This window comes from Proteus sp. Marseille-Q3619, assembly GCF_965283115.1.
On record NZ_CBDIMP010000001.1, the window covers coordinates 3638603 to 3663283 of the forward strand.

The window sequence follows — 24681 nt, forward strand, 5'->3', positions numbered from 1 at the left end:
CCATGCAATCAAGTGTCATCTTTGATAACACATTAATGATACAAGTCATGCTGGAAAGGTTGAAGTCATCAACAGCAGATACTCGTGATTTAGTGTTGGATATTCGTGCCACTGTGGCATCTGCGCTGTCTACCTTCTCAGGTAATATTTCCTCTATAAGTAAAGCAAAATCAATCGCGCTTGCATTAAAAAAATCACTAAAGCCAGTTCTCTCTAGTCATTCTGGAAAATTGCTTGATGAAGCCATCAGTGTTGCCATTGTTATGGCAGATGCCGAATATCGAGGTTTTAACTCACTTCTAGAAGGTGTTAAACCTGCCAATTATGAGAAAGTGCGTAAAGATGTACAAAACATCCCCATGAACCTGACGGGATGGAGTGGTTCTTTATTCCTAGAAAAGTTTATTGAATCTTGGGCTGATACATCCATTCAACAAGTAGAAAATCAGGCACTGATATCACTATCATCTGGTGGTGATGTGTCTGATCTGCAATCAACGATTAACGGGACGTCAGTTGAACCTCTAATCATCGCATCGTCGGTAGTCGGTAGGATTGCTAGGGGCTTTCAGATGATATCCAGAACCTCTTTACAGCATGCGCACAGTATAGGGGCAATGGATTTTTACAAAGAGAATCCTGATCTGATTAAGTATGAAGAGTTCAGCGCAATACTGGACAATAAAACATCATCAGTATGTAGATCATTATCCGGTAATCGCTATCCACTAGGAAAAGGCCCCAAACCTCCTCTTCATCCTAATTGCCGTAGTCGATTACTTCCTGTTTTAGATGAGAAATACATAAACTTAATTACAACAGATTATGTTGGTAATTCTGAATGGGGTGAAGAGTCTTATTACGAGTGGCTTTATCGCCAGCCAGCGAACAGGCAGGACATTGTATTAGGTAAGACTAGGGCTCAGTTGTTTCGTGATGGTGGATTACCGCCTGATAAATTCGCAAAGTTACAGCTCGATAAATACTTTAAGCCAATAACGCTTAAGGAACTTCAACGGATCATACCTGAAGCTTTTAATAAAGCAGGTATCGACCTCAAATGACCCACTTCGGTGGGTTTTTTATTATTCGCAGTTAGAGACTGCACCATCTAAACCAGAGGTTTTACGATGTTTAAATACCTATTAACAAAAGAAGAATTTGATGCATTAACTGATGATAAAAAGGTTTTGTATAAAGAAGTCGGTGGAAATTACCAACTTCAAATCGAAGGTATGCCAGAAATTCCAGATGTGTCAGGGCTTCAAAAGAAGGTTGATGAATTACTTTCTGAGAAAAAAGCAGAGCAAGAAAAGCGCCGACAAGCCGAAGATGCAGCGAAGAAAGCGGCTGAAGAGCAGGCTCGTAAAAATGGTGATATTGAATCACTAGAAAAAAGTTGGGCTGAAAAGTTAAAGGCGCGTGAAAGTGAGCTATTAGCACAGCTACAGGAAAAAGACGCGAGCCTACACACACTATTGGTTGATAACGTCGCACAAACGTTGGCTACAAAGCTTGCTGGTGATGCTGCGCCGTTAATTATCCCGCACATTAAATCTCGATTATCAGTAGAGGACGGTAAAACGCGAGTAGTTGACGCTAATGGGCATCCTTCAGCATTCACTATTGATGATTTAGAAAAAGAATTTCGTAATAACCAGTTATTTGCTCCGGTAATTATCGGTAGCAAAGCCACCGGAACCGGAGGGGAAGGCGGCAAAGGGAAATCACCAGCCGGAGGCAGTGATAAACCCAAAAGCGCAAATCCATTAGTTGATAGCGCACGTGAAATCATTGCTAATATTCCAGAGGATTAATTTATATGTCTTTACATATTTTTCAAAAACAAGTATCGCTAGCAGCAACAGAATTAGTTGCTCAAGCTGTCCGTCAGTTTAACGAAGCATCTGGCGGCGCTTTAGTTATCGGTGATGGTGATCATATCGGTGACTACATTGAGCAAACATCATGGCAGTTACTTGGCGGGCTGGCTCAGCGACGTAACGCTTATGGCTCAGGCAATCTAACGCCGCAAGAATTGGGTCAAATCCTTGACCGTATGATTAAGGTTGATGGTCGTATTGGTCCTGTATCTGTTACCCCAACGATGATGAAGCGACTAGGTAAAGATGTGTCAGAAGCGGCCGCGGTAGTTGCTGCTCAATCAGCAGAAGCCATGTTGCAAGATTACCTTAATACTACTGGTGCAGCATTGAAAGCAGCTATTTCTGGTAATACAACGGCAGTTACTGTTGGCGGAGAAACGCCATCATTAAGAGGTTTGAATAAGGCCACACGTCCATTCGGCGATGCTTATTCACGCATTGTCGCTTGGTTAATGGATGGTGCAACGTTCAACGACTTTATGGATGAGACACTAACCAACGCGAATAACCTGTTCCAAATTGGTAACGTCGCCATTAAACAAGATAACCTTGGTCGTCGTTTTGTTATCTCTGATATTCCCGCTTTGTCAGATGCAGACAAACAGCATTCGTTAGGTTTGGTTACTGGCGCCGCAGCGATTCAAACATCGCCATTGATCATGAAGGCTCAGGATGTGTTAGGTCAAGAAAATATTAAGGCACTAATGCAAGGTGAGTATGACTTTACTATTGGTCTGCGTGGTTATCAGTGGAGTAAAGATAGTATCAAATCACCCACTAACGCACAGATTGAAACGGTAGCTAATTGGAAGCAGATTGCTACTGATATTAAAGATACCGCTGGCGTTATGGTTTCATTTGGCAAGAATACTAGTGTTGGAGGGTAATGCGAGGGGGCAGTAGCCCCTTATTTATCCATGAGGAGTGATCATGTCTATTGTGATTACGGTTGAGCAAGTTAATGAGCAATTAGAGGTGATGGGGTTTGAGGCAACAAGCCTTGTTATAAGCTCTGCCATATCTATTGTGGATACTATTGATACTTGCCTTGATAACGCAGGATATTCAGATGCAGTTGTTACTTTAATTAAGCTGTATTCGGTTATCCTCATATTATCATCTGCTGATGTTAGAAAAATATCCTCAGAGCACGCACCTTCTGGCGCTTCTGTTTCATATCAGTATTTTGCTGATGGTAGAAAAACATTGTTAAAAACGCTGTCTTCTCTGGACCCCTCTGGATGTACCGATAGCTTACCTATTGAACGACCTGTTGGCATTGTTCAGTTTGATGTGGTTCGGGGGTGATATGGGGAAAATCCTGCGACGATTTTGCAAGGGGTGGGCAACCATTTGGAAAATTACAGGTAAAGATGGTTACGGTAAACCCATATTTTCAGAGCCAATTCATATCCGATGTGATTACGGAAGTAGTTTTAAAGATGGTAGAAAAACCATTGGCACTGAAATAATCATTAAGAATGTTATTTGGACTGAGTATAGCGAAGCAACTCAAGAAGACTATATCGCCATTGGCAAACATGAAGATAGAGATCCATTTTTACATGGTGCTAGTAGGATTAAGTCTATCGATAGAGACCGAGATATTAATGGTGGTCTAGATGATTACACATTAACGACGGCGGTATAACTATGGGGGCAAAAGTAAAAGGAATAGGTAATGCGATATCTAACTTAAACTCTCTGGTTGGAAGTATAGCATCAAAAAAGATAGCTCGAGCCATGCATAGAGCGCTAGATATTGGTGGTAGGCAAGCTGCTATATACACACCCATTGACACTAAAACACTCATTAATTCACAATTTAGAGATGTAAAAGTAAAAGGCACACTATTTACTGGTCGCGTTGGTTATTCTGCTTCGTATGCTGTTTTCGTTCATGATCCTAATGTTAATCAAAGTTTCCGTAGACCTACCGCTAAGAAAGAATTCCTCCTGAAAGGATTTGAGGAAACGAAACAAATGATTGATAAGGCTGTTGCTGAGGAGTTTAAAATATGACGACCTTTGAGCGACTGAAAAACTATTTTTCTGAATCAGGTTTATCAGATGGTCTCATTAAGCAGGATTATATTTGGAATGAAAAAGAAGGTAATGATTCGGACTCATACATCGTATTTCAGCAACAAAATGGAACTGGACGTATTGATGATCTAAGTGGTGATGATTTTTTTACCATTTCACTCATATCTGGTAAGGCGTGGATTGAGTTTATTGTTCAGCGAGCTAACGAAATACTAGAGTATGTAAGGTGTCATTCTAGAAGCCATAACATTGGTTTCATTATCAATACATCTGGTTTTGTTAATCCAATTCAAACAACAGAAGGTAGGTTTATCATCCCACTTTCTTTCCGTTGTACATCTTAAATTAAATACATCTCAATAGGTCGCTTATGCGGCCTTTTTTATTTGCAAATAAAGAGGTTATAACATGTCACAATGTCCTGACAAAAAAGGTCTGGTGATGGGCAATGCAGGAATTATACGTATCGCAAAAGGATGCCCTGACCAAGTGCCAGCACAAGATCAGTTTTTACGCTTAGGTGCGTTAACAAGCAAATCATTCGATTTCGGTATGGAGACGGTAACGTCTAATGCTGATGATATCAAAGGATTAACGGAATCAATCGTTACTGGCGCTGATTTCACCATTAGTTTTGATGGTGAATTGAAGAAAGCTGGCGTAACTGGCTCTACTTCTGCTTTCGATATTGCAAAAGAAATCCTTGATGAAATCAAAGCTGGTCGCCAGCCAGATTATTGGGTTCAACTTGATATGAAAGGTGATGGCTCTGATGTTGTTCAGGGCTATATGTTATTTACATCATGGTCTATGGAATTTCCAACAAAAGAAATCTCCACTTATTCAGGTGAACTGAAAGTTGCTGATGCAGAAACGGTTGAATGGCTACAAGAAGAAATCGTTGTTGAAAGCATTGCTGTCGAGCCTGCTACTCTGTCTGTAAAAGTGGGTGAAACTAAGACATTTACTGTCAAATTTACACCAACCGATGCGACTAACAAAAACTATACCGCTGTAAGCGATAAGCCTAACTTTGCAACAGTTACTCAGCTTGTGAATGTAGTCACTGTGCGCGGTGTTGCTGAAGGTACTGCGAATGTTACTGTCACATCCGAAGATGGTAGTAAAACAGCAAAATGCGTGGTCACTGTTACCTCTGCTTAATATTACAAAGGGTGCTTTCGAGTGCCCTTGATAATATTCAGGAGGGATTATGACGCCTATTTTAGAAATCGGTGAGATGGTTATCTCTACTGATAAAAAGGATTACTTATTTAGACCATCGTTCATCAATATGACAAGAATTGGTGAGCCTAAACAGATTGTGATCGCATACGGTCAATTAAATGGCACAGAGGTACAAGAGTTAATTACACGCGCTGTAATGAATTACAGGGTTATTCCTGAATGGTTAATAAAGGTGATTAGTAAGCCAACATATGGGCGTAACATCCTGCAAACTGCAATGATAGTGATGCAGGCGTGCTGTGATGATGATTGTTCTGAAGTCATTGGCGAATGGAAGTCAGGTAAGCGCGGTATCGTCTATAAAAACGGCAAGATGCCAATCGCTGACATTATCGTCATTGCCAGAGAATTATTCACTCATGGAATTATTGGTAAAGCAAAGATCCGCAAACTGCAACGTAACGAAGGCAAAAGCGAATTCTCAGATGAGTTTATGGCAATTGATTACATTAGCTCTGCTCGCGCTCATTTTGGTATGAATCGAGAGGAGGCTGAACAATTAACAATGACTGAATTTCAGATGATGCTCAAAGTTAAATATCCCGATGAGAAAGGCTTCACGAGAGAGGAATACGACAACATCATGAAGCAAGATGATAAGCGCAATGATGAGTTAATCAGTGGTAAGCGTCGATTGGTGAGCAGAAAGAGAAAGTAGCCAATTATTAGGTTTGAGATGTTTTATAGTAAAGGTAGGAATATGAATAAAATCCTAAGGCAGTATCGACATATGAAGGTACCTTTATTTGAATCTGGATATATTATCTATTGTGGCTCTTGGGATGATTGGCGCTCTCTACATGAAAAACTAGGCATTGATGGTGGGGATAGTTTTGTTAACGGGGCAAGTCATACAGTTACTAACGCTCAGTGTGTGCTCCATATTATTGGTGTGTTTAACGGTAAATCATCTACTCTAGCTCATGAATGCGCGCATATGGCGTTCGACATTTGTCATCGCGTCGGTGTGAGCGTTGAAACAGGATCGGCAAATGAAACATTTTGTCATTTAATTAGCAGGATGATTGATTTCTGTTCTGGAGAACAAAAAAGCCGATATAAATCGGCTTAATTCAACTAACGCTTACTATCAGGTGTTCTTTTATCAAGAACCCAGGAATTACCTTTTTCAGTTGTTGGTGGCAACCTTTCGTTATCTCTCACGGTGGCGTAATTATCACGCTGTCCACCTCGAGGACCTACTTCACGATAAATACCACCATCCTTTCCTGTATTTTCACCTGGCTTTTTACTCATAATAAAAACTCCTTGTAATGCTCGTTATTGAGCAGAACAAATATTAGACAGGAATTTAATTAAGTCAAATATCCGTACAAAGGAAGGAGGTTGCCACTACTAAAACAAGGGCATCCGTGCCCTTTGTTTATTTTGATGAAGGTATTTCCACAAGAAACCCACTAACATCAATAACACTTTCTGGTATGTGGTAGCCTAACTCTTCCAACTTATCAAATGTTGGCTGCAAGACAGTATCAATATCATCAAGTAAGCCATCTAAATCCAGATCTGATAGTTCAACATTGAAAATAGAATGCCCTAACTTTACCTTCTTATTTATCTCAGCAAACGTCCTTTTAAAAATAATTTCCTTTAATCCTTCTCGTGCATTATTGGCGATTTGCATCGCCTCTTTTGCTGGTATTAAATCATCAGTATTTATTTCACTGGGAAAGCTGGATTCTAGTCTTTGAACTATCTCAGCATTCATTGAGCGACCATTCTCTTTTGCGGTTACTTCTATTTTTTCTTTCAATTCAATAGGAAGTCTAATTCTTAACTGTGGATCTTCTCTACTCATAGAAACACCAATTAGTCGTAATGAAAATAATTACAAAATTATGCCCCACAGTGGGGTTGACTTCAATGACGCACGGTGTGACAATGCTTTTGCCCCACATTGAGGCATTGAAAAGTTAAGGATGAAATAATGCAGAAAGCAAAAGATATGTATCAGAAGAAAATTAGATTTCCAGAGGATGTATGCAAAGCAATTCAAGCTAATGGGGATTTAGAGTGTAGAAAATTTAATACGGAGATTATTTATCAACTAAGGAAAGCTTACGGATTGATAGAAAGTAAAAGCCCCAGCTGCGTGAACAACTGAGGCTGGTTGCCAAATAAACCCATCGAAAGGAATAAGTGACATGACTAATTTAGCAAAAATATGCGACATGAGCAATTCAGTTAAATCCATCCCAGCAATTATGCATAACGGAGTACCCGTTGTGACGACTGAATTGTTAGCTGAGTTATATGATACTAAAAGTAACAACATAAAAGTAAACCATTCCCGTAATGCAGGTCGCTTTATTGAGGGTAAGCATTACTTCAAAGTTATTGGAAATGCTCTAAAAAGTTTGCGAGTTACTTTAAGTAACCTACAAATTTCACCAAAAGCGAGAAGTTTAATTCTTTGGACAGAAAGAGGTGCGGCTCGTCATGCGAAAATGTTAGATACAGACAAAGCATGGGATGTGTTCGAATTAATGGAAGATCACTATTTTAATAAAGGGGAAAATGAAGTTGTTGTTAACTCGCGTCCCATAACCCAAAGGGAAAAAGACGCTCACAATATTAATGCTCTATTCAATCACTACGATGTTTTTTATTCAGCATGGAAGTCAGAAATATATCCAATGCTAAGACAACTTGAATCACCACTTGCTGGAAAGTTGGTTGATAGATTTCAAGATGGTTATGTGTTTCTGATGAATTTAAGGAGAGATATTAACGGGAGATTGCAAGAAGGTGAATTACCAAGAATATGCAGATAAAAACAGAAAAGCCAACAGGTGCGAACTGCTGGCTAATCCCAAACAAAACCTAAAAGGAAATGTTTCATGAGTCAAATAACAGTAGCAAACAATAACTCAGTTGTCACGCAAAACCGTTTTACGGTTCCAGAAGTCTATTACCGTAACCAGAAGGTGATCACTACTGAATCACTGGCTGTTGGTTATGGTGCTGACGCAAAAAGTATTCAAATGAATTTTGCGAATAATAAATCTCGATTTGAAGAAGGAAAGCATTTTTTCAAGATTGAAGGTGACGAGTTAATGGCATTTAAGAACTACCCCAACAATCTTGGGGTAGTTGATAAAAGAGCAAGACATGCTTATCTCTGGACAGAACGCGGAGCATCTCGTCACGCTAAAATGTTGGAAACTGATCAAGCATGGGATTTCTTTGAGTTACTCGAAGATACCTATTTTGGATCACGCAAAAATAATAGCCTTCCTGGTGACTACATTGAAGCACTGGAAAATTTACTAAAAGCAGAAAAAGAAAAGGTAGTTCTTAGACTTGAACGTGATGTTGCCATCGAAACTAAAGCGTGGATTGGGCGTAAGCGTGAAGCAACTTCAATGGCTACGGCATCTAAAGCTGTTCGTGAGAAGAATCGCCTTGCTGAAAAGTTGGGTGAAAGTAAGAAACACGCAACAGTATTAGCAGTAGAGAAGAAGTTAAATAAAAAATTCAAATGGCAACCATTGAAGAAATGGTGCAAAGAGAATGATGTAGAAATATCTACTGTTCATGATGATAGATATGGAACAGCTAATTCATATCCATCAGGTGCATGGAAGTCTGCTTATGATGTGGATTTAGCTAAATTGTTCTAACTACCCAAGCCAAGGACGGCTTGCTTGAGATCACATATTATGCCTCTTGATTAAGGTTTTTCTGGTTATTTTGATAGTCTCATCAGGAATATTAATATTTCTTGGTGATGACATGAAATCAAAAACATTAGGTTTAGATCTTCTGTATTGGCAATTTGTTGATCTTGCAATAAATAAAGAGTATGTAACAACTGCTGACTTTCTTGGAAGATTCAGAATTAATCAAGAAAGAGTAAATAAAGTAATCTCTGAACTAGAAAAAACGAATGTTATTATTAAAGATGATGAGAAATATAAAGTTATTGGTTTTCCAACAGAATTGAATTGGCGAGAAGTAAGCTCAACACAACCACAAGGTGACGAGTGGTGGCTAAATGAAAAATATACAAATGTGCTGACAATAGAGGAAGGTAAAACATTTGTTTATCAAGATTTTTATAACAGAGGTTTCACTGGGAAGCCTGAATTTCTTATAGATATACATGGTGATATTGCAAAGTATCATCCAGTTACCTTTGGTTGTGTTAATGAGAGACTGAGGTATGCATATTTATCAGCTTATTGGCCTAGAGAAACAATAGTTGCCTTTCATTATGATGATGAAATAAAAACCTTATTTATAGATGTAGATCTGCCAGAAATTGAAGACACGCCAGTATCAAATGGTGAAAGACTAAAAACCGCAGAAGAATACTATTATGATTACGCAAGGCATGTTCATGCTATCGCTTTAAGAGTATCAGCTATCGGGTTTATGGTTTGCTCAGAAATAGAGAATGTCATAGTGGCTGGGTATTCTCAGATATTTAATCATGAAACTGGTGATGAGGATGATCTCTATTTAATTAATGCAAAATTGAATAGGGACAAGTTTGAAAGGCTTCCTATTAAAAACATCTCAATGTGTGATCCTATTCAGTATCTATCAGGATTTGAAGCATTAGTTAAAATGAATAAGAATTATAAAATGAATGAAATAGACCTGAAGTGGTAATTTGCTCCCATTTGCACCACAAACAGCTAAATTAATAACAAATTAACTAACGAGGATGGTGTTGTGAAAAGGTTATTATTATCTTCTTTTTTGGTTTTATCTGCCTTGGTTATTTCTGGTTGTGCTCAAGAAAAGCAAATCAACTATAACCAGAAGTCATCTATGCTTTCATTGGGGATGGATAAAGAGCAAGTAAGAACGGTTCTTGGTGATCCTAGAAGAACAGAAGTTAATACCGAAAGAGAAAGATGGGTGTATTGGGGTAAAGTTTATTATGGATTTACTCCAGTAGATAACGAACAGCTATCTCAGGATAGACTAGTTGTGACCTTTCAGGAAGGTAAAGTAACTAAATGGGGGCAACAAACATTTTCTGATGATGCATTGGAAATATCACAAAAAACAATTGAAGCTACCACTAACGCAATAAAATCATCACAATAAAATACTTTAAAGATTACACAACCCTGCCAATCGGCGGGGTTTTTCATTTTAAGGAGCCGGTAAATGGCAAATGTAGGCGAAATTGTTTATCAAGTTCAAATGGATGTTCAGCAATTACTAACATCTCAGCGTCAGTTAGAGCAACGCCTTAATCGTATGGATAGTAGCTTTAACCGAACGTCTCAATCAGTGAATAACACCGAACGTTCAATGTTGTCTCTATCTAAAGTTGCTACATCACTAGCTGGTTATTTATCGGCTTCAATGGTTGCTAGTTATTCAGAAGCATGGACTGAATTAAATAACAAACTATCTAACTCGATTCGTGCTAGCGAGTCACTCGTTGACGTGACTCAGCGAATCTTTGATATCTCACAAACAACTCGATCAAGTCTCGATGCCACAGCAACACTCTACGCACGATTAGAGCGAGGCACGAGAGAATACAATACATCGGCGGAGGATTTAGCAAAATTAACAACAATTATTAATCAGGGTTTTATTGTCTCTGGTGCCACAGCGACAGAGGCTGAAAACGCCATCATTCAGTTATCACAGGGTATCGCTTCTGGTGTTCTCCGTGGTGAAGAATTTAACTCAGTAGCAGAACAGGGTAGTCGCTTAATGGTTGCATTGGCTGATTCACTAGGAGTAAGTATAGGTCAGCTTCGTAAAATGGCAACAGAAGGTAAATTAACCACTGACGTAGTTGTGAAAGGATTGCTTTCTCAAGGTGATGCTATCGCCAAAGAGTTCGCCAAAACCACTCGAACGATGTCACAGGCACTTCAAGAGGCTGGGAATAATGTCACTAAGTTTCTCGGTGAAAACACAACAGTAAAGACGGGGCTTAGTGTATTTAGTGATGCCGTTATTACTGTTAGTAAAAATTTGGATGTAATGACGGATGTTCTTGCTTTGACGGCAATGACAATTGGCTCAAGGTTTATTGGCGCATTATCTCTTGCAAGTGCTGCGCAATTAAAGAAAGCAAAAGATACAATAACAAGCACTATGGCAACAAGAAACTCGGCTAAAGCAGAGGTTCTTGCGGCAAAAGAGACCTTAACTAGAGTTCAGGCGGAAAAATCATTTGCTTTAACAACTCAACAATCATTATCGGCTCAGCTTTCAGCCGCTCAAACAGAGCAACAACGTTCGAGGATAAGAAATGAATTATCGGCAAATTCAGCAAGAATAGCAGCATTAACTAGGCTGGAAACTCTGGAAACAAATAGGTTAGCGACGGCTCAAGCAAGAGTTGCGGCAACCAGTGTTACTATGGCTGGTGCAATGAGAGCGCTCAATATTGCCACTGCTCCTTTAGGTGGTCCAATGGGAGCGCTAATGCTTGCTGGTGCTGCGATGTATTATTTCTACCAAAAGACAGAGCAAGCCAAACAAGAAGCTCATGATTTTGCTGATAATGTAGAACAGTTAACGGATAAGTTAAAGGAGCTTTCATATCAAGAGATAGCGCGTGATGTTCAGGATGCATCTGATAAACAAAAAGTCCTAAATGCAGAAATGGAAGAGCAAGAAAAACAACTCGCTAGGCTAGAGGCTAGATTAAGGATGCAGCAAGATGCTCTTGGTAATAATCCAGAGCTAATTGAAAGAAATACAATAAATATCCTAAGAGAAAAGATAGAGCTAGAAGGTGATTTAGCTGAAAATAGAAAAAAATCTGAAAATATCACTAGATATCTCGCAGATGCTCAGGATGAATATGATAAGAAACTAAAAGAAGCCATTGATTTGAGTGTTAAAAGTGCAACTACTCTTGATATTGAAAAATCTGCATTAGGTAGGCTTACTCAACAAATAAGGGAGGCAACAGGAGCGAAAGGAGAGTTTAATGCCACCCAGCTTGAAGTAAAATTGTCAGATAAAGCGTTAGATATGAGAAAGTCATTAGAGCGTGAGGCGAAATTAGCTAATGCTAAAAGTGAAGTTGATAAGAGATTACTGAAAGTTCAATTCTATGCAGAAGATAACAATTTATCAGAAAAAGAAGTTCTAATATTAAATCAGGCTGCAATTGCAGCTCAAAAAGCTCAAGATGCCGCCGCCGAACGCAACAAAACAACCAAGGAATCAACCAAAGCCACAGATGCAGCATACGAAGCATTAAAACGCCAAAGAGAAGAAATTGAGCGTTTAAACAAAGGTTACAAAGACGGCTCTCTTGAAATGGCTAAGTATGATGCGGTTAAGGCGTTGGGTGACAAGGCATCTCCTGAACAGATTAAATTAGCTGAGAAACTTGCAGAAGATAGATACAACATTGAGCGCAATCTAGCTGATAAGAAAGCCGCACTTGAGCTTGATTTAGTCGCTAAGGCTAAAGAATCTCACGATAAACAGTTGGCAGACTTAGAGCGGATAACAAAAGATGATGTATCTCTTACTGAGCAAGCGGCAAGGCGTAAAGCTGAAATTGAAGCAGAATATCAGCACAAAATAGCCGAAATACGGGCTAATAACGCTGTATCTTCTCAAGATAATTTAAAAGCACAAGTAGACCCTGTTCAGCAACTAAAGAATGAGCACGATCGTAAACTTGCACTCATAAAAGAGTATGAAAACCAAAAGGTTTTAACTGAGCAGCAAAGCTTGGAGTTAATGAATGCCGCTAATACTCAATATGAGCAAGACCGGATGAATGCTCAATGGGAGATATGGCGTAATCAGAGTCAAGCTAATCAATTCTTAGCTGATGGGTTGGACGCATTAGGGCAACGTTCCGCTAACGTAATTACAGGGCTATTAACAGGCACTCAATCCCTTAACGATGCTTTCCGCAATGTCGCATTAACCATTGTAGACCAAGCCGTTGGCGCTCTGGTTCAAATGGGTATGCAGCAAGTTAAGAATATGATTACTGAAAATGCTATGCGTAAAGCGTCAAATGCTCAAGCGGTTGCAGGCGCAACGGCGACGGGAGGTGCAATCGCAACTGCAATGGCTCCAGCCGCAGCAACGACCAGTATAGCCACAATGGGTTCTGCTGCAACTTGGGGAATGGCTGCAATGGCGGCAGCAATACCCGCCATGATTGCGCTTGCTGGCGCTCGTAAAAATGGAGGACAGGTCGGTGCAGGTAAAATGTATCGGGTTGGAGAAGGTGGCAAGCCAGAGATATTCAAGGCATCGAATGGTAATCAATACATGATACCAGGCGATAGTGGGCGGGTTATCAGCAATCGACAAATGGGTAAAGGTGGTAACGGTATCAGCATGGGGGATATGCACTTTACATTCCAAGTTCAGGCACCGAATGGTATCACTCAAAAGGAAGCGCAGCAGATACAGCAAATGGTGAGAGGTACGGTTTATGATGTACTTGGCACCGAAATGCGTAGCGGTGGTGCGTTGGAAAAATCAAGAAGTTGGTAACGGCCACCTAAATAGGTGGCTTTTTTATTGGAGTAACCAATGGAAGAGTTTAAATGGCGACCAGAAACAGCTTATCAAGTGAGTCATGAGCCTAAGGTGAAGGTGGCTAAGTTTGGTAACGGTTACGAACAACGAGTTAAAGACGGGATCAACAACCAATTAAAGACCTATCAACTTTCATTTATTAAACATGCTGACATAGGTAAGCAGATTGATGAGTTTCTTAAGGCGCGCGGTGCGGTTGAATCATTCTTATGGCTAACCAGTGATGATAACTCTAAGCGTAAATTTGTTTGCCGAGGCTGGCAGGTGACGCCGAGAACATCAGTATGGCAGATAGATTGCACATTTGAGGAGGTTGTTGCATGAGAGATATACCTCAAGCGATGCGCATAGACGTTGCAGACTTACAGCAAAATGCAATGTTAGATCTATATGAGGTCGATTTAAGCCGTTTTGGGGGGGATCTTTACCGGTTTCATGACGGCATGAATGGATTATTAAAACCTATCATCTGGCAAGGTTTACGCTATGAGCCTTATCCTGTTCAAGTTACAGGATTTAGTGTAACTGCGCAGGGGGCGTCAGATAGACCTAAAATGACATTCGCTAACTTTGACGGGATGTTAACTGCTATTAACAACGACTACGATGATGCGCTAGGTGCTATCGTTACTCGCAGGCAGGTTTTAGAGCAATATCTTGATGCTGTTAATTTTCCCAACGGAAACCCACAAGCAGATCCAACAAGAGAAGTTGTTCAGAAGTATGTTATCGAGCAACGGGAAAGCTCAGATTCTGATTTTGTGACTTACATATTAGCACTTCCAATGGAAACCGATAATGCGCTGATACCTAGACGGATGATTCAGGCTGATATTTGCTCATGGCGATACCGAAGCAATGACTGTGGGTATGACGGCTCGCCTGTTGCAGATGAAAAAGACCAGCCAACAACTGATCCCCTTAAAGATAAATGCTCTCATAAATACAGTGGGTGCAAACTCAGATTTAAATCTGTCATGCCATTCGGCGGGTTTTTAGGTTCAAATAAATTAGGTTAATCCATGATTGAGAAAGACATTATCGCTCACGCGAAAGCGGAAGGAGTGAGGGAGTCGTGCGGTTTAATTTCTGGCGACAAGTATTTCCCTTGCGGGAATATACACCCCGACCCACAAAACTATTTTGAAATAAACCCAAACGATTGGATGACGGCAGAGTGTTATTCAGACATCAAAGCTATTGTACATAGTCACCCAGACGGAAAGCCTTTCTTGAGTTCTGGCGATAGAGCAATGCAAAGGAAGACAAATCTACCGTGGTGGTTGGTATGTGATGGTGTGATCCACAAGTTCAGACCAATAGCACCACTATTAGGAAGAGAGTTTAAGCATGGTGAGCAGGACTGTTATTCCATTATACGCGACGCCTATCACCTTTCAGGCATTCAGTTAGATGATTTTATTCGCCCTGATGAATGGTGGTACACAGAGCAAAATCTCTATTTAGATAACACAGTTAAACAGGGTTTCTATCAAGTTGATGAAGCTCAAGAAGGCGACATGATATTGATTTGTTTAGGCACCTCAAAACCTTGCCATGCCGCTTTGTACTTAGGAAATCAAGAGATATTGCATCACAGGCCAGACAGATTGAGTAAGCGAGATACTTACGGTGGTTACTGGTTTAAATACACTCACAGCATCTGGAGACATAAACAATGGTCAAATTACAGTTTGCAGGCTATTTGCGCCGATTTGGACGCCGGTTCGAGCTTGAGGTAAGCAATGCCGGTGAAGCCTTGCGCTGTCTTTGCTATCAAATTGATGGGCTGAAAAAAGAGATTAATCAAGGGCAGTTTCGTGTTCGTATCGCAGGTAATGATATGACCAAGGAGAGCATTTCTGCGGGATTAAATACACCATTAAGTGAAGGTGATGTTATTACGATTGTTCCTGTCATTGGTGGTGCTAAATCTGGTGGTTGGCTAGGCATTATTGGTGGAGCGGCGTTAATTGGTGCATCTTTTTTAATACCGGGTGGATTTTTAGCAACAATGACATCGACGGCATTATTTGCTGCTGGTGTTGGAGTGGCCGCAGCGGGATTGGCAACGATGTTAACCAAAACACCTCCGGCACCGAGCATAGAGGGGCGAAACTCTGAAAGTAACCAGTATTTTAGTTCACTCTCAAATAGAGTCGGACAAGGCTATTCCGTTCCTATCTGTTATGGCGAGATGGTCGTGGGTTCCAATGTAATATCACAAGGTTTGGAGACTGTTTAATGGGGAAAGGTGGTGGCGGAGGAAGCACTCCGAGATTGCTTGATGACAACTTAAAAAATAAACAATTTCTTAATGTCATTGATTTGGTTTCCGAAGGGCCAATAGAAGGCCCTGTTGGTGGTATGTCAGGCTTTTTATTGAATGGTACGCCTGTTGTAGATGAAGATGGCAATCCGAATATTCATGGGGTTGAGGTTCAATGGCGTGCGGGAACACCGACACAAGCGCCTTTAGATGGTTTTCCTTTTGTAGAGAAAGAAATACCCGTTAATGTTGAGGTGAAAAAAAATACGCCAATCTTGCGCACTATTTCCGATCAGGAAACTGACCGCGTTAGATTTACTTTGGGTGTCTCTGCCCTTGTTGGTCAAGATGATAAGGGAAATCAGTACGATGCTACGGTGGAAATGCTTATTGAAGTTAATGAGGGATCTGGTTGGGTACATGCAGAAACAGCAAGAATAACCGGTAAAATTAGCGGTCAATATTTAGAATCATATATCATCGATGCGCCTAAGAAAAAACCATTTCAAATCAGGGTTTCTCGTACAACTGAAGACAGTAAGAGTGATTTGCTGAAGAATGGCACAGTATGGGCGAGTTACACAGAAATAACTGACGCTAAATTTTCTTATCCTAATTCTGCTGTTGTCGGGATGAAAATTGATAAATCCCAATACGGTGATACGCCCAATCGCACCTATCATATAAAAGGAATGATTATCCAAGTTCCTGATAACTATGATCCAGAAACGCGCACTTACACAGGGATTTGGACGGGCCGCTTCAAGCCTGCATGGACTAATAATCCCGCATGGATTTTTTACGATTTAGTCACCAATGAACGATACGGTATAGGAGAGATGATCGGTTCGTTTGACGTTGATAAATTCGCGCTATATGCCATTGCTCGTTACTGTGATGAATTGGTTGATGATGGATTTGGCAACAAAGAGCCGCGTTTTACTTTCAATGCCTATATAACCTCTCAACGAAAAGCCAAAGAAGTGCTTGATGACTTGGCGTCTGTATTTCGCGGTATGCCTTTATGGGATGGACAACAATTAACGTGTTTTCAAGACAGACCATCCGATCCAGTATGGACGTATACAAATTCAAACGTTATTGATGGCAAATTTAAATATACATCAACAGCGAAATCAGCACGACACAATGCTATTGAAGTGTCATGGGTAAATCCGAGTAATGGATGGAGTGAAGAAAGAGAATTTATCCAAGATGATGACCTTATTCAGCGATTCGGCGGTGTAAATGTCAAAAAAGTCACCGCTTTTGGCTGTACTAGTCGTGGGCAGGCTCACAGAGTGGGTAAATGGATATTACAAACAGAAAAGTTGGAGAAAGATAGCGTTACCTTCACAACTGGACGCGAGGGGATCAACTGTATCTCTGGCGATATTATTGAAGTTGCAGATGACAGTTTTGCAGGGGTGAAGGTAGGAGGACGAGTTTTATCAGTTAATGCTCGTACTATTATTATCGATGCGCCTATTGAGTGGAAATATGATGATAAAGGCACTTTCTCATTTTTAGGGGCAACAGGTAAGTTCGTAAAAATAGAAATTCAATCTATCGATGGTGATATTGTTACTTTGCGTGAAAATCCACATGGATTGAAGCAGTATGGTGTATTTTCCATTTCAAAGAGCACGTTAACGACCAGATTATTTAGGGTAATTTCCATTTCGGAAGATAATGATGGAAATTACTTATACAACTGTATTCAGCATGAGCCTCAAAAGGAAAGCATTGTTGATAGCGGTGTTGATTTTACTGGAAATCCTCCAACACAGAATGTTGTTCGTATTCCTAACATAGAACGCCTTTCTATCGCTTATGTTAATGATAGCCCTCGAGTTCAGGCTAGAGCTATGTGGGCAACAACAACTATCAATAGGAATATCTCATTTAATGTTACTCTTTATAAAGGCAAGAAAGTTGTTTCCTCCGGAAGTACCACAGATCTTGAATACTACTTCAATGGCCTTGAATCTGGCGAATATCTTGTTGGTGTGCGAGGTAAAGATGCTAATGGAATGCTTGGTAACGAAACAAAAGTGCAGATGGTCATTGGCGCACCAAGCGCACCGAGTTCAATAACCGTTGAGTCTGGTTTTTTTGAAATAAAACTGATCCCTCACATCTCTGCACCACACACTCTAAATACTGAGTTTGAGTTCTGGTTTTCTGATGAAAACAAGATAGATAATATCAATGAGATAGAGTCAAAGGCTGATTTTTTAGGTAGAGCTAAATTCTGGACTAAAGGACAGCTAAAGGCAGGTCATGATTACTGGTTTTATGTGAGAAGTGTCAATGAGTACGGTAAATCTCATTTTGTGGAGATGAAAGGTCAGGCTGATGATAATACCGAAGCTATCCTCGATGAATTAGCGGGTCAAATTAGTCGAGATCAACTCGCGCAAGACCTATTGGGTGAAATTAACAGTAAAGCTAACCAAATCGATATTACTGAATTACATGAGTTAATGAGGATAAATCACGACAAGCTTTTAGAAGAGTCAATGAGGCAAGGCGCGACGATTGAAGAAAGTGAAAAAAAACGGGAGGAATCAGAAAAATTACTGGCTGAGCGGATGAACCAAGTTTCAACGGCAACAGAAGCACAGGCCGCTGCAATCAAACAAGAGCAACAAGCACGTATTGAGGGTGATCAAACCGAAGCACAACAACGGCAATCCTTAGCCACCCAACTTCGTGGTGATTATACTGGCAATGATTTATCGAAAGTCACCGCAGGACTTATCTCCGCCGAGAAGCAAGCGCGAGTCTCGGGCGACCAAGCGGAAGCAAATGCCAGACAATCGCTGGAAACTAGGATGAATGGGAATGTTTCTGCGATTAATCAATCATTAGAAACCCTTACCTCGAAACAGCAAGCACAATCGAAAGATATTTCAGCCCTCAGTTCAACACTGAAGGGGAAAGCCGACAGTAGCGTGGTCAATGCGTTAAATACGCATGTGTCTAATCTCGATGGTAAAGTCACCTCCGCAACCTCTCAAGTACAAGCGTTATCCAGCAAATTAGAGACGGTAAAAGCCGATTTAACGGAGTCTGTGGTGGTGGATTTAGATTTATCAACACTCAATGAAAACACCTATTATCCGGTGATTTTGCCATTAGCGACCTCTCGTCGTTATGCCTTTAAGGTCTTTAGAACTTTAGGGCAATATTCAGACAATAAACCCAGCTATGCGACGCACAGCACCAAAGGCTTTGCCATGATTGTGGAATGGCAAGTCAGTGGTTCTGGATGGGGAACACAGTCTGAAAACCGCATCATTGATAATTTTGATTGGCGATGGACAAATCAATCTCCTGTGATGGGACCCGCTCAATTAATAAATGGTTCTGTGGAATATATTTATTTGCGAGGAGGCGCTAAATACCAACTCACTAAGCATAAAAGTGTTAACCATCAAATTATCACCAGCACTTATACCAACAACAAGCAATCGGTGGCACCGAAAGGGTTTGTGGCGAATGAAGTACCTAAGTCCAGCGAACAGAAAGCCAATGCAATGGCGAATGCGGTAAATCAACTTGAAACCAAAGTGACTGAGGTTTCAGGTAAAGTGACCTCTACCGCTCAGCAAGTCACTCGTTTAGAAAGCCAAGTGGGTACAAGTTCAGCCAAAATCGAACAAACTTCGAAAGTGGTCACAGACATAAATGGCAAAATTTCGGCATCATGGACAATGAAAGTCCAACAAGATAGCAAAGGGAATAAAGTCATTACTGGCATTGGCTTAGGATTCAATGCGCAAGGAAATAGTCAATTTCTGGTTAATGCCCAAAACTTTGCAGTGATATCGTCATTAAATGGCAAAGTGGTGACACCGTTTGTGATCCAAAATGGACAAGCTTTTTTCAATGATGCGTTATTTAGCAAGGCAACCATTGATAAATTATCAGTAGGTAAAAAAATCAAATCCACCAATTATTTAGCCGGCAAGAAAGGATTTAATATTGATGCCACAACAGGGAATGTGGAATTAAATGATGCGGTATTTCGTGGACGATTAGATATTAACTCAGGAGGAACAAAAGGGCGGTTAGTGATCACGAATAATACTATTTATGTTTACGATGAAAACAATCAGTTAGCGGCAAAAATAGGTTATTTAGGGTAGCGTATGAAGTTTATTGTTTTAATTACAGCATTATTATTGTCAGGGTGTACCTCTGGATATAAGAAAGTCGATTGCCAAGGTGTTTACCAAATAAAAACTTTTCACTATCAACAACCTGTATTAGTAAAGTTTGATAAAAAGAGAGAAACTATTAATGGGCCTCTTTATCATGCTGTACCTCAATTAGGATTTAAATTCTTAGGAGGATGGGTATCTCCTGATGCCGTAGAGGATTTCTCATGTCGTGGGGAATAGAAATATATGAAAAAGGAAAGCCAATAAAAATTACTGGGCGTTCGTTTATTTTTGACCAAATAGCGGTCAATCAGAATGGCAGTAAAACTTATAATAATATTCCTAAAGGGCGGTCATTGGCCGCCTATATTGTAGCTAGAAATCGAGGATCTTATTTCACTGTTAAAGTAGAGAATAATAAAATCTCGTGGAATTCTCTACGCGGTAGTCAATCGATTAATGGAATTATTATGGTACTAATTAAATGAGTAAATATGGTGCATTATTTTTTAATCAGGGTATTACCGAAGAATTAACACCTTATGAATCAGCCGTATTTTTAAAAAAGATAAAAACTAAGCCGGGACTAATTAAAGTTATCGAAGGTAATAATAACGCAGTGCCACTTGTTTTTATTCGAGTTCTTAATTCTTCTAATCCATCATTAGGTGGATTATCTGAAGTAATTTATGAGAATAATGCGTGGTGTGTGAATTTAATTGATACTATTCAAGGTAATTCAGCAGAATATGAGCTCTATGTATTTGTGAAGTCTTCTTATCATATTTCACTTCATCCTCAAAAATGGGGAATTCAAATTTATCATAAAGGTGTTATTACACACGCTTCAAGCCAGAGACCACTTAATTTATTAGAAGGAAATAACTTTGTGCTCACAGGAAATAATTGGAGTGGTGTGGATGTCGGTTTTCCTTGTGCAGTATTAATCACAACAATTGGGCATATTGGTATGATGGATTCGATGGGAGGAAAAACGATTAGAGTAACTCTTTGTGGCCGAGGTAACCGTATTATTCCTCATTCCATGATAGTAGCCGGACAAATGTCAACAACCTCTCTAGGTAAGCAGTATTTTTATATTGATGTGAGGGAGTATGGTGGGTGATAGAAAGTTTTTGATAGCTAATTTAGTTGGTAAGGATGAACAGCCGCTAAAAAAGTATATATTTGTTGGCGGCTGGTTTTGTGCCAAGAGCAGACATTGGGATACCAGAGAGCTTCTAAAAGTGAAAGGCTTAGATTATGCTGGATGCTTATCTAACTTCAAACACAACGGCAAGGTCATGACTATTCTAGAAGAGATTCAAAACGAAGCCTGGTTTGCTCTGGTATCTATCTACACACATCAGGAGTTAATGGGTACTCTGGCATCTAGCCCAACAAGATATGAAATGGGTAATCAGTTTGTCGCGCTAAATGCGATAGTTGAATTATTAATTCTGCGTATTGCCCGTTTGGCAGACAAAACTAAGAAAGTACGTAATACTGAGATGCTGTTGAAAAAAGGTACATATCCCGGTACATATGACGACGTTAAGTTAGCAGCAGATCGGTTTATGTCATTTGCGACTCCTATCGTCAAGATTAGACATGAAGAGATTGCGCACATGAAGCTCGGCATTGTGAGCACCTATGAGCCTCGAATTATACCTACAGAAGCTTTGAGGGCTACCGAATCTCTTATAGAGCTAATTGATGTCGCCTACGACCAATATCAGTCTTATTCGTACAGAGTAGGCTCCCGCGAACCTGAAGTTGATTTAAGAGCATCTGTGGTGGCGGGTAAACGAGTGTTTGTAAAATAAATCAAACTTAAGTTTATAAGGGGGAAACATGATCGAACAAGCAGACGTCGATTCTTTGTACGATATATTTAAATCTTATATCGCTGATGATAAGCAAAATTTGTTAGAGAATTTTAGCGAGAGATTTCAGTTAGCGGTTGCAATGGAAGTCACCTTAACTAACAATAAACCTGAACTCTATAATCATGTTCATGCGAAAACTATCAATGTGGTACTGCTTTGAATTGCTTGCTACTGCTACGGAATATGGGTTTGGTAATATAAAGGAAAAATCTGACGAACAAATCCAAAAGGAATGGCTAGATACCCAGAGAGTTTCAGCTATGGGTAAGATTGATTCCGAAAAGCCTAGAAAGCAAAATATATTTGTTAATGTAGACTTTACTTACAGCCCTGTTGGTAAAGCAAGACTAATAAATGAAGAATACTTTTCAGAACAGTGGTTCTTATTTATTTACCAAAATATTTTATCAGAATTTTCGTTAACTAGAGTAATTCCCAACACACTGTCAGGTGATGTGGCTATGAATGCATTATCTCACTACCTAAATACTTTAATATTGCACGCTCAAGGTGAACAAGAACAGTTCCTAAATCGTGGTTATAATGCACTGATGGACAATAGTGCAGATATAAAAAATCCGCCAATATACTGTCATTTATTTATGCTCTGAGGTGTAGCTATGTTCATCAAGGTGAATTACCAGATAGCTCTCATATGCCAATCGAGTACAAAGAATTTATTTTAGATGAATGCATAAAGTTCCTAATAAGTTATTGTTCTATGGTTTACTCTACAGTTATAAATGAGCTTTATTTATCCTAATAAAATATTTTGCTCTACCTTTTTAAAATAAAAGATTCTATGCAAACATAGTAGATGGAATAATTAAGTTCAGCTGATTGTAAGTATCCCTTAAAAATAGCGCATACCTCTTATAGAAGTCTTATCCGCTCCCCGCTCAAAACCGCCATTTGAATTTTATATGTGCGCTGTATAGTGCAACAAGCGGACAAAGCTGACATAACTCTATACCAGTCAAAACGGAGTCAGCTAGTGAGTTGTCACCCTCTACCATCCATGATGTGTACGTACTCTAAGCTACAGTTGCTTCATAAAGTTGTATTGGTCTTACTGATACACATAGTCTATGTTTCAGAAATAACATTAAGGGTTTTTTAAACTTTTTTGTTTACAATAAATATTATATGATTTTATCAATAAGTTTATTTAGTAGGATATGGTTATGGAATTTTATTCTGAAAACTCGGATAAGAAAGATGCATTATATCTGCTTTCTTATATAGATGATGTTATTTTGCCTGCTTCAGGCGATTTTTTTGAAAAACTAGAAGATAATACCTTGCAGTTGCATCACGTTTTTTCATTTAATACAATTCTTGCTCATGCGACGGATTATATAGTTTATATCGTTAACAAAAAAGCCAGCATAAAAAGGTATAATTTTCTGAAAGGCTTTGATGAAAGATACTCTGTAGATGGATGTTGCTTTATTAATAATAAGTTTGAGCTTTTAGATGCTGTAAATAATTCCTTTAAGCACGTTGAGTTAAAAAAGGAACGATATCCTGAGTTGATAAAAAGATATGGCGATCTATCATTCCATTGCTTAAAAGAAGATTCTGGAAAAGTTTTTTTTAGAATGCCTAACTATCAATTTGATTATTCTAGAGTGGTTCTAAGACCAATTGCCAAAATATTCGATTGTGGACTCAAAGATAATAATGATATTGATGATTTTATAAACGGAAAAATTTGTGGAAGTTGTGGTTATGGTGATTTCTCATATGACTATGAATCATATGATGCAATTGATAGAATGATAGATTACTGTAACGCACAATGTATGGATTGTGGTGAGTATGCGGATAACTGTGATTGTCATAATTTTGAATATAATAAAGAAAAAGGTAAATATAATCCTAACTTAGATCCGAACTTCGATTTTGATGATGTCATGTCAAATATTAGTGGCACAAGGGAGTGGAGTAAGTGATATTTGCATTTTTTGTCATTAACAAATCTATATTGATTGATGGATAAATCATCAGGAAAAATATGTAAGATATTTATGGAGGCATTTCTAATGCTTCAAATCATTACATATAAATATAAAACAAAAGTATAGTTGTTTGGTTTTATTCCTATGATCTCCTGACCAACCGCCAACCGCCAACCGCCAACCGCCAACCGCCAACCGCTGACAGTGGCTGCTAAAATTTGCTATTTTAACAGATATGTAGATGTTCGCTCCGTGCCAACAGCGGGCACTATTGAGTACATTATACGTTCGACAGATACAGCCATTTCAATCACCATAACGATTCACATTGAACACCACAGGCCTAGTGTAAATACGTATTATCGCTGCACCTTACATATTGACCCTTTAAATTTCTAAATGTAATTTAATCTAAAGTTATCTTTCATAGTGAATAAAATGTTAAAGAAAATTAGCTGTTTTATAGGAACTTCTGCTGTTGCTGTTGCTGTTGTTGTCGTGGACTTTCTGGTTAAAGTGTTCATAGTGAGCGAAAACGCGGTTGCGGGTCATATCGCTGTTAATTCATATCAGAGCCATGAAGCAAAAGACAAGGTTTATAGCGATATGGATCAAAGTACTGAAACCTGGATAGGCGACTATCAGCGCAATATCATCTATGCAACCCTTTGGATGAATGAGAAATAA

Annotated in this window: 31 protein-coding genes; 29 read left to right on the forward strand and 2 right to left on the reverse strand. The window is 39.4% G+C overall.

All coding sequences use genetic code 11. The features are described 5' to 3' along the window. Positions 1 to 2: 2 nt before the first annotated feature. From ACWPWK_RS16780 to ACWPWK_RS16825, 10 genes are all read left to right on the forward strand, one after another. The gene (locus ACWPWK_RS16780; RefSeq protein WP_454209223.1) at positions 3 to 1064 is read left to right on the forward strand and encodes a phage head morphogenesis protein; all 1062 of its coding nucleotides are present in this window, start codon (positions 3 to 5) and stop codon (positions 1062 to 1064) included. Positions 1065 to 1130: 66 nt separating this feature from the next. Beyond that, entirely contained in the window at positions 1131 to 1817 is a 687-nt protein-coding gene (locus tag ACWPWK_RS16785; RefSeq protein WP_089503223.1) for a hypothetical protein, read from the forward strand. A 5-nt stretch (positions 1818 to 1822) separates the two neighbouring features. Further along, complete coding sequence (locus ACWPWK_RS16790) at positions 1823 to 2773, forward strand: major capsid protein (protein ID WP_109372775.1); 951 nt, start codon at positions 1823 to 1825, stop codon at positions 2771 to 2773. 43 nt (positions 2774 to 2816) lie between these two features. Further along, entirely contained in the window at positions 2817 to 3194 is a 378-nt protein-coding gene (locus tag ACWPWK_RS16795; protein WP_098943655.1) for a DUF7370 family protein, read from the forward strand. Further along, positions 3178 to 3537: a hypothetical protein gene (locus ACWPWK_RS16800; protein WP_231039772.1), complete on the forward strand. Its 360-nt coding sequence runs from the start codon at positions 3178 to 3180 to the stop codon at positions 3535 to 3537. The genes ACWPWK_RS16795 and ACWPWK_RS16800 overlap by 17 nt, the downstream gene beginning before the upstream one ends. A gap of 2 nt (positions 3538 to 3539) precedes the next feature. Then, complete coding sequence (locus ACWPWK_RS16805; protein WP_098943653.1) at positions 3540 to 3908, forward strand: hypothetical protein; 369 nt, start codon at positions 3540 to 3542, stop codon at positions 3906 to 3908. Next, positions 3905 to 4276, forward strand: a complete 372-nt coding sequence (locus tag ACWPWK_RS16810) for a phage tail termination protein (protein WP_109372776.1) — start codon at positions 3905 to 3907, stop codon at positions 4274 to 4276. Before ACWPWK_RS16805 ends, ACWPWK_RS16810 begins: the two co-directional genes overlap by 4 nt. Before the next feature lie 64 nt (positions 4277 to 4340). After that, complete coding sequence (locus ACWPWK_RS16815; RefSeq protein ID WP_109372777.1) at positions 4341 to 5096, forward strand: Ig-like domain-containing protein; 756 nt, start codon at positions 4341 to 4343, stop codon at positions 5094 to 5096. A 49-nt stretch (positions 5097 to 5145) separates the two neighbouring features. After that, entirely contained in the window at positions 5146 to 5838 is a 693-nt protein-coding gene (locus ACWPWK_RS16820) for a DUF6246 family protein (RefSeq protein WP_109372778.1), read from the forward strand. A 72-nt stretch (positions 5839 to 5910) separates the two neighbouring features. Continuing rightward, the gene (locus ACWPWK_RS16825) at positions 5911 to 6252 is read left to right on the forward strand and encodes a hypothetical protein (protein ID WP_244185035.1); all 342 of its coding nucleotides are present in this window, start codon (positions 5911 to 5913) and stop codon (positions 6250 to 6252) included. Between the two features lie 5 nt (positions 6253 to 6257). Here ACWPWK_RS16825 and ACWPWK_RS16830 read toward each other — a convergent pair whose 3' ends face one another. Beyond that, positions 6258 to 6437, reverse strand: a complete 180-nt coding sequence (locus tag ACWPWK_RS16830) for a hypothetical protein (protein ID WP_109372780.1) — start codon at positions 6435 to 6437, stop codon at positions 6258 to 6260. Positions 6438 to 6564: 127 nt separating this feature from the next. Next, the gene (locus tag ACWPWK_RS16835) at positions 6565 to 6999 is read right to left on the reverse strand and encodes an Arc family DNA-binding protein (protein ID WP_109372781.1); all 435 of its coding nucleotides are present in this window, start codon (positions 6997 to 6999) and stop codon (positions 6565 to 6567) included. A 129-nt stretch (positions 7000 to 7128) separates the two neighbouring features. Here ACWPWK_RS16835 and ACWPWK_RS16840 point away from each other — a divergent pair, with 129 nt between their 5' ends. From ACWPWK_RS16840 to ACWPWK_RS16930, 19 genes are all read left to right on the forward strand, one after another. Then, positions 7129 to 7305: an Arc family DNA binding domain-containing protein gene (locus ACWPWK_RS16840; protein WP_109372782.1), complete on the forward strand. Its 177-nt coding sequence runs from the start codon at positions 7129 to 7131 to the stop codon at positions 7303 to 7305. 40 nt (positions 7306 to 7345) lie between these two features. After that, positions 7346 to 7975, forward strand: coding sequence for an ORF6N domain-containing protein (locus ACWPWK_RS16845; RefSeq protein WP_244185036.1), 630 nt, complete (start codon positions 7346 to 7348; stop codon positions 7973 to 7975). A gap of 66 nt (positions 7976 to 8041) precedes the next feature. Further along, complete coding sequence (locus ACWPWK_RS16850) at positions 8042 to 8824, forward strand: ORF6N domain-containing protein (protein WP_109372783.1); 783 nt, start codon at positions 8042 to 8044, stop codon at positions 8822 to 8824. Between the two features lie 112 nt (positions 8825 to 8936). After that, positions 8937 to 9818 (forward strand): hypothetical protein, encoded by an 882-nt coding sequence (locus ACWPWK_RS16855; protein ID WP_109372784.1) that lies wholly within the window; start codon positions 8937 to 8939, stop codon positions 9816 to 9818. Positions 9819 to 9881: 63 nt separating this feature from the next. Then, a complete protein-coding gene (gene bamE / locus ACWPWK_RS16860) occupies positions 9882 to 10262 on the forward strand; it encodes an outer membrane protein assembly factor BamE domain-containing protein (protein WP_089503233.1) in 381 nt (126 codons plus the stop codon). A 63-nt stretch (positions 10263 to 10325) separates the two neighbouring features. Further along, complete coding sequence (locus ACWPWK_RS16865; RefSeq protein WP_109372785.1) at positions 10326 to 13661, forward strand: tape measure protein; 3336 nt, start codon at positions 10326 to 10328, stop codon at positions 13659 to 13661. A 39-nt stretch (positions 13662 to 13700) separates the two neighbouring features. Continuing rightward, a complete protein-coding gene (locus ACWPWK_RS16870; RefSeq protein WP_109372786.1) occupies positions 13701 to 14030 on the forward strand; it encodes a phage tail protein in 330 nt (109 codons plus the stop codon). After that, positions 14027 to 14725 (forward strand): phage minor tail protein L, encoded by a 699-nt coding sequence (locus ACWPWK_RS16875; protein ID WP_109372787.1) that lies wholly within the window; start codon positions 14027 to 14029, stop codon positions 14723 to 14725. The genes ACWPWK_RS16870 and ACWPWK_RS16875 overlap by 4 nt, the downstream gene beginning before the upstream one ends. Before the next feature lie 3 nt (positions 14726 to 14728). Beyond that, entirely contained in the window at positions 14729 to 15448 is a 720-nt protein-coding gene (locus ACWPWK_RS16880; protein ID WP_098943624.1) for a C40 family peptidase, read from the forward strand. After that, positions 15385 to 15951 (forward strand): tail assembly protein, encoded by a 567-nt coding sequence (locus ACWPWK_RS16885; protein WP_098943622.1) that lies wholly within the window; start codon positions 15385 to 15387, stop codon positions 15949 to 15951. Before ACWPWK_RS16880 ends, ACWPWK_RS16885 begins: the two co-directional genes overlap by 64 nt. Continuing rightward, positions 15951 to 20129: a TipJ family phage tail tip protein gene (gene gpJ, locus ACWPWK_RS16890; protein WP_109372788.1), complete on the forward strand. Its 4179-nt coding sequence runs from the start codon at positions 15951 to 15953 to the stop codon at positions 20127 to 20129. Before ACWPWK_RS16885 ends, gpJ begins: the two co-directional genes overlap by 1 nt. A 3-nt stretch (positions 20130 to 20132) precedes the next feature. Next, positions 20133 to 20384: a hypothetical protein gene (locus ACWPWK_RS16895; protein WP_089503239.1), complete on the forward strand. Its 252-nt coding sequence runs from the start codon at positions 20133 to 20135 to the stop codon at positions 20382 to 20384. Next, positions 20369 to 20632, forward strand: a complete 264-nt coding sequence (locus tag ACWPWK_RS16900; RefSeq protein ID WP_089503240.1) for a hypothetical protein — start codon at positions 20369 to 20371, stop codon at positions 20630 to 20632. Before ACWPWK_RS16895 ends, ACWPWK_RS16900 begins: the two co-directional genes overlap by 16 nt. Next, the gene (locus ACWPWK_RS16905; RefSeq protein WP_109372789.1) at positions 20629 to 21270 is read left to right on the forward strand and encodes a hypothetical protein; all 642 of its coding nucleotides are present in this window, start codon (positions 20629 to 20631) and stop codon (positions 21268 to 21270) included. Before ACWPWK_RS16900 ends, ACWPWK_RS16905 begins: the two co-directional genes overlap by 4 nt. Further along, positions 21260 to 21970 carry a hypothetical protein gene (locus ACWPWK_RS16910; RefSeq protein WP_244185037.1) on the forward strand — a complete coding sequence of 237 codons (711 nt, stop codon included), beginning with the start codon at positions 21260 to 21262 and terminating at the stop codon, positions 21968 to 21970. Before ACWPWK_RS16905 ends, ACWPWK_RS16910 begins: the two co-directional genes overlap by 11 nt. Before the next feature lie 28 nt (positions 21971 to 21998). Then, entirely contained in the window at positions 21999 to 22193 is a 195-nt protein-coding gene (locus tag ACWPWK_RS16915; RefSeq protein ID WP_089503256.1) for a hypothetical protein, read from the forward strand. A gap of 1 nt (position 22194) precedes the next feature. Continuing rightward, positions 22195 to 22644 carry a hypothetical protein gene (locus ACWPWK_RS16920; protein WP_141243245.1) on the forward strand — a complete coding sequence of 150 codons (450 nt, stop codon included), beginning with the start codon at positions 22195 to 22197 and terminating at the stop codon, positions 22642 to 22644. A gap of 573 nt (positions 22645 to 23217) precedes the next feature. Next, positions 23218 to 23988 carry a hypothetical protein gene (locus ACWPWK_RS16925; protein ID WP_089503254.1) on the forward strand — a complete coding sequence of 257 codons (771 nt, stop codon included), beginning with the start codon at positions 23218 to 23220 and terminating at the stop codon, positions 23986 to 23988. Between the two features lie 444 nt (positions 23989 to 24432). Next, complete coding sequence (locus ACWPWK_RS16930) at positions 24433 to 24681, forward strand: hypothetical protein (RefSeq protein WP_109372790.1); 249 nt, start codon at positions 24433 to 24435, stop codon at positions 24679 to 24681.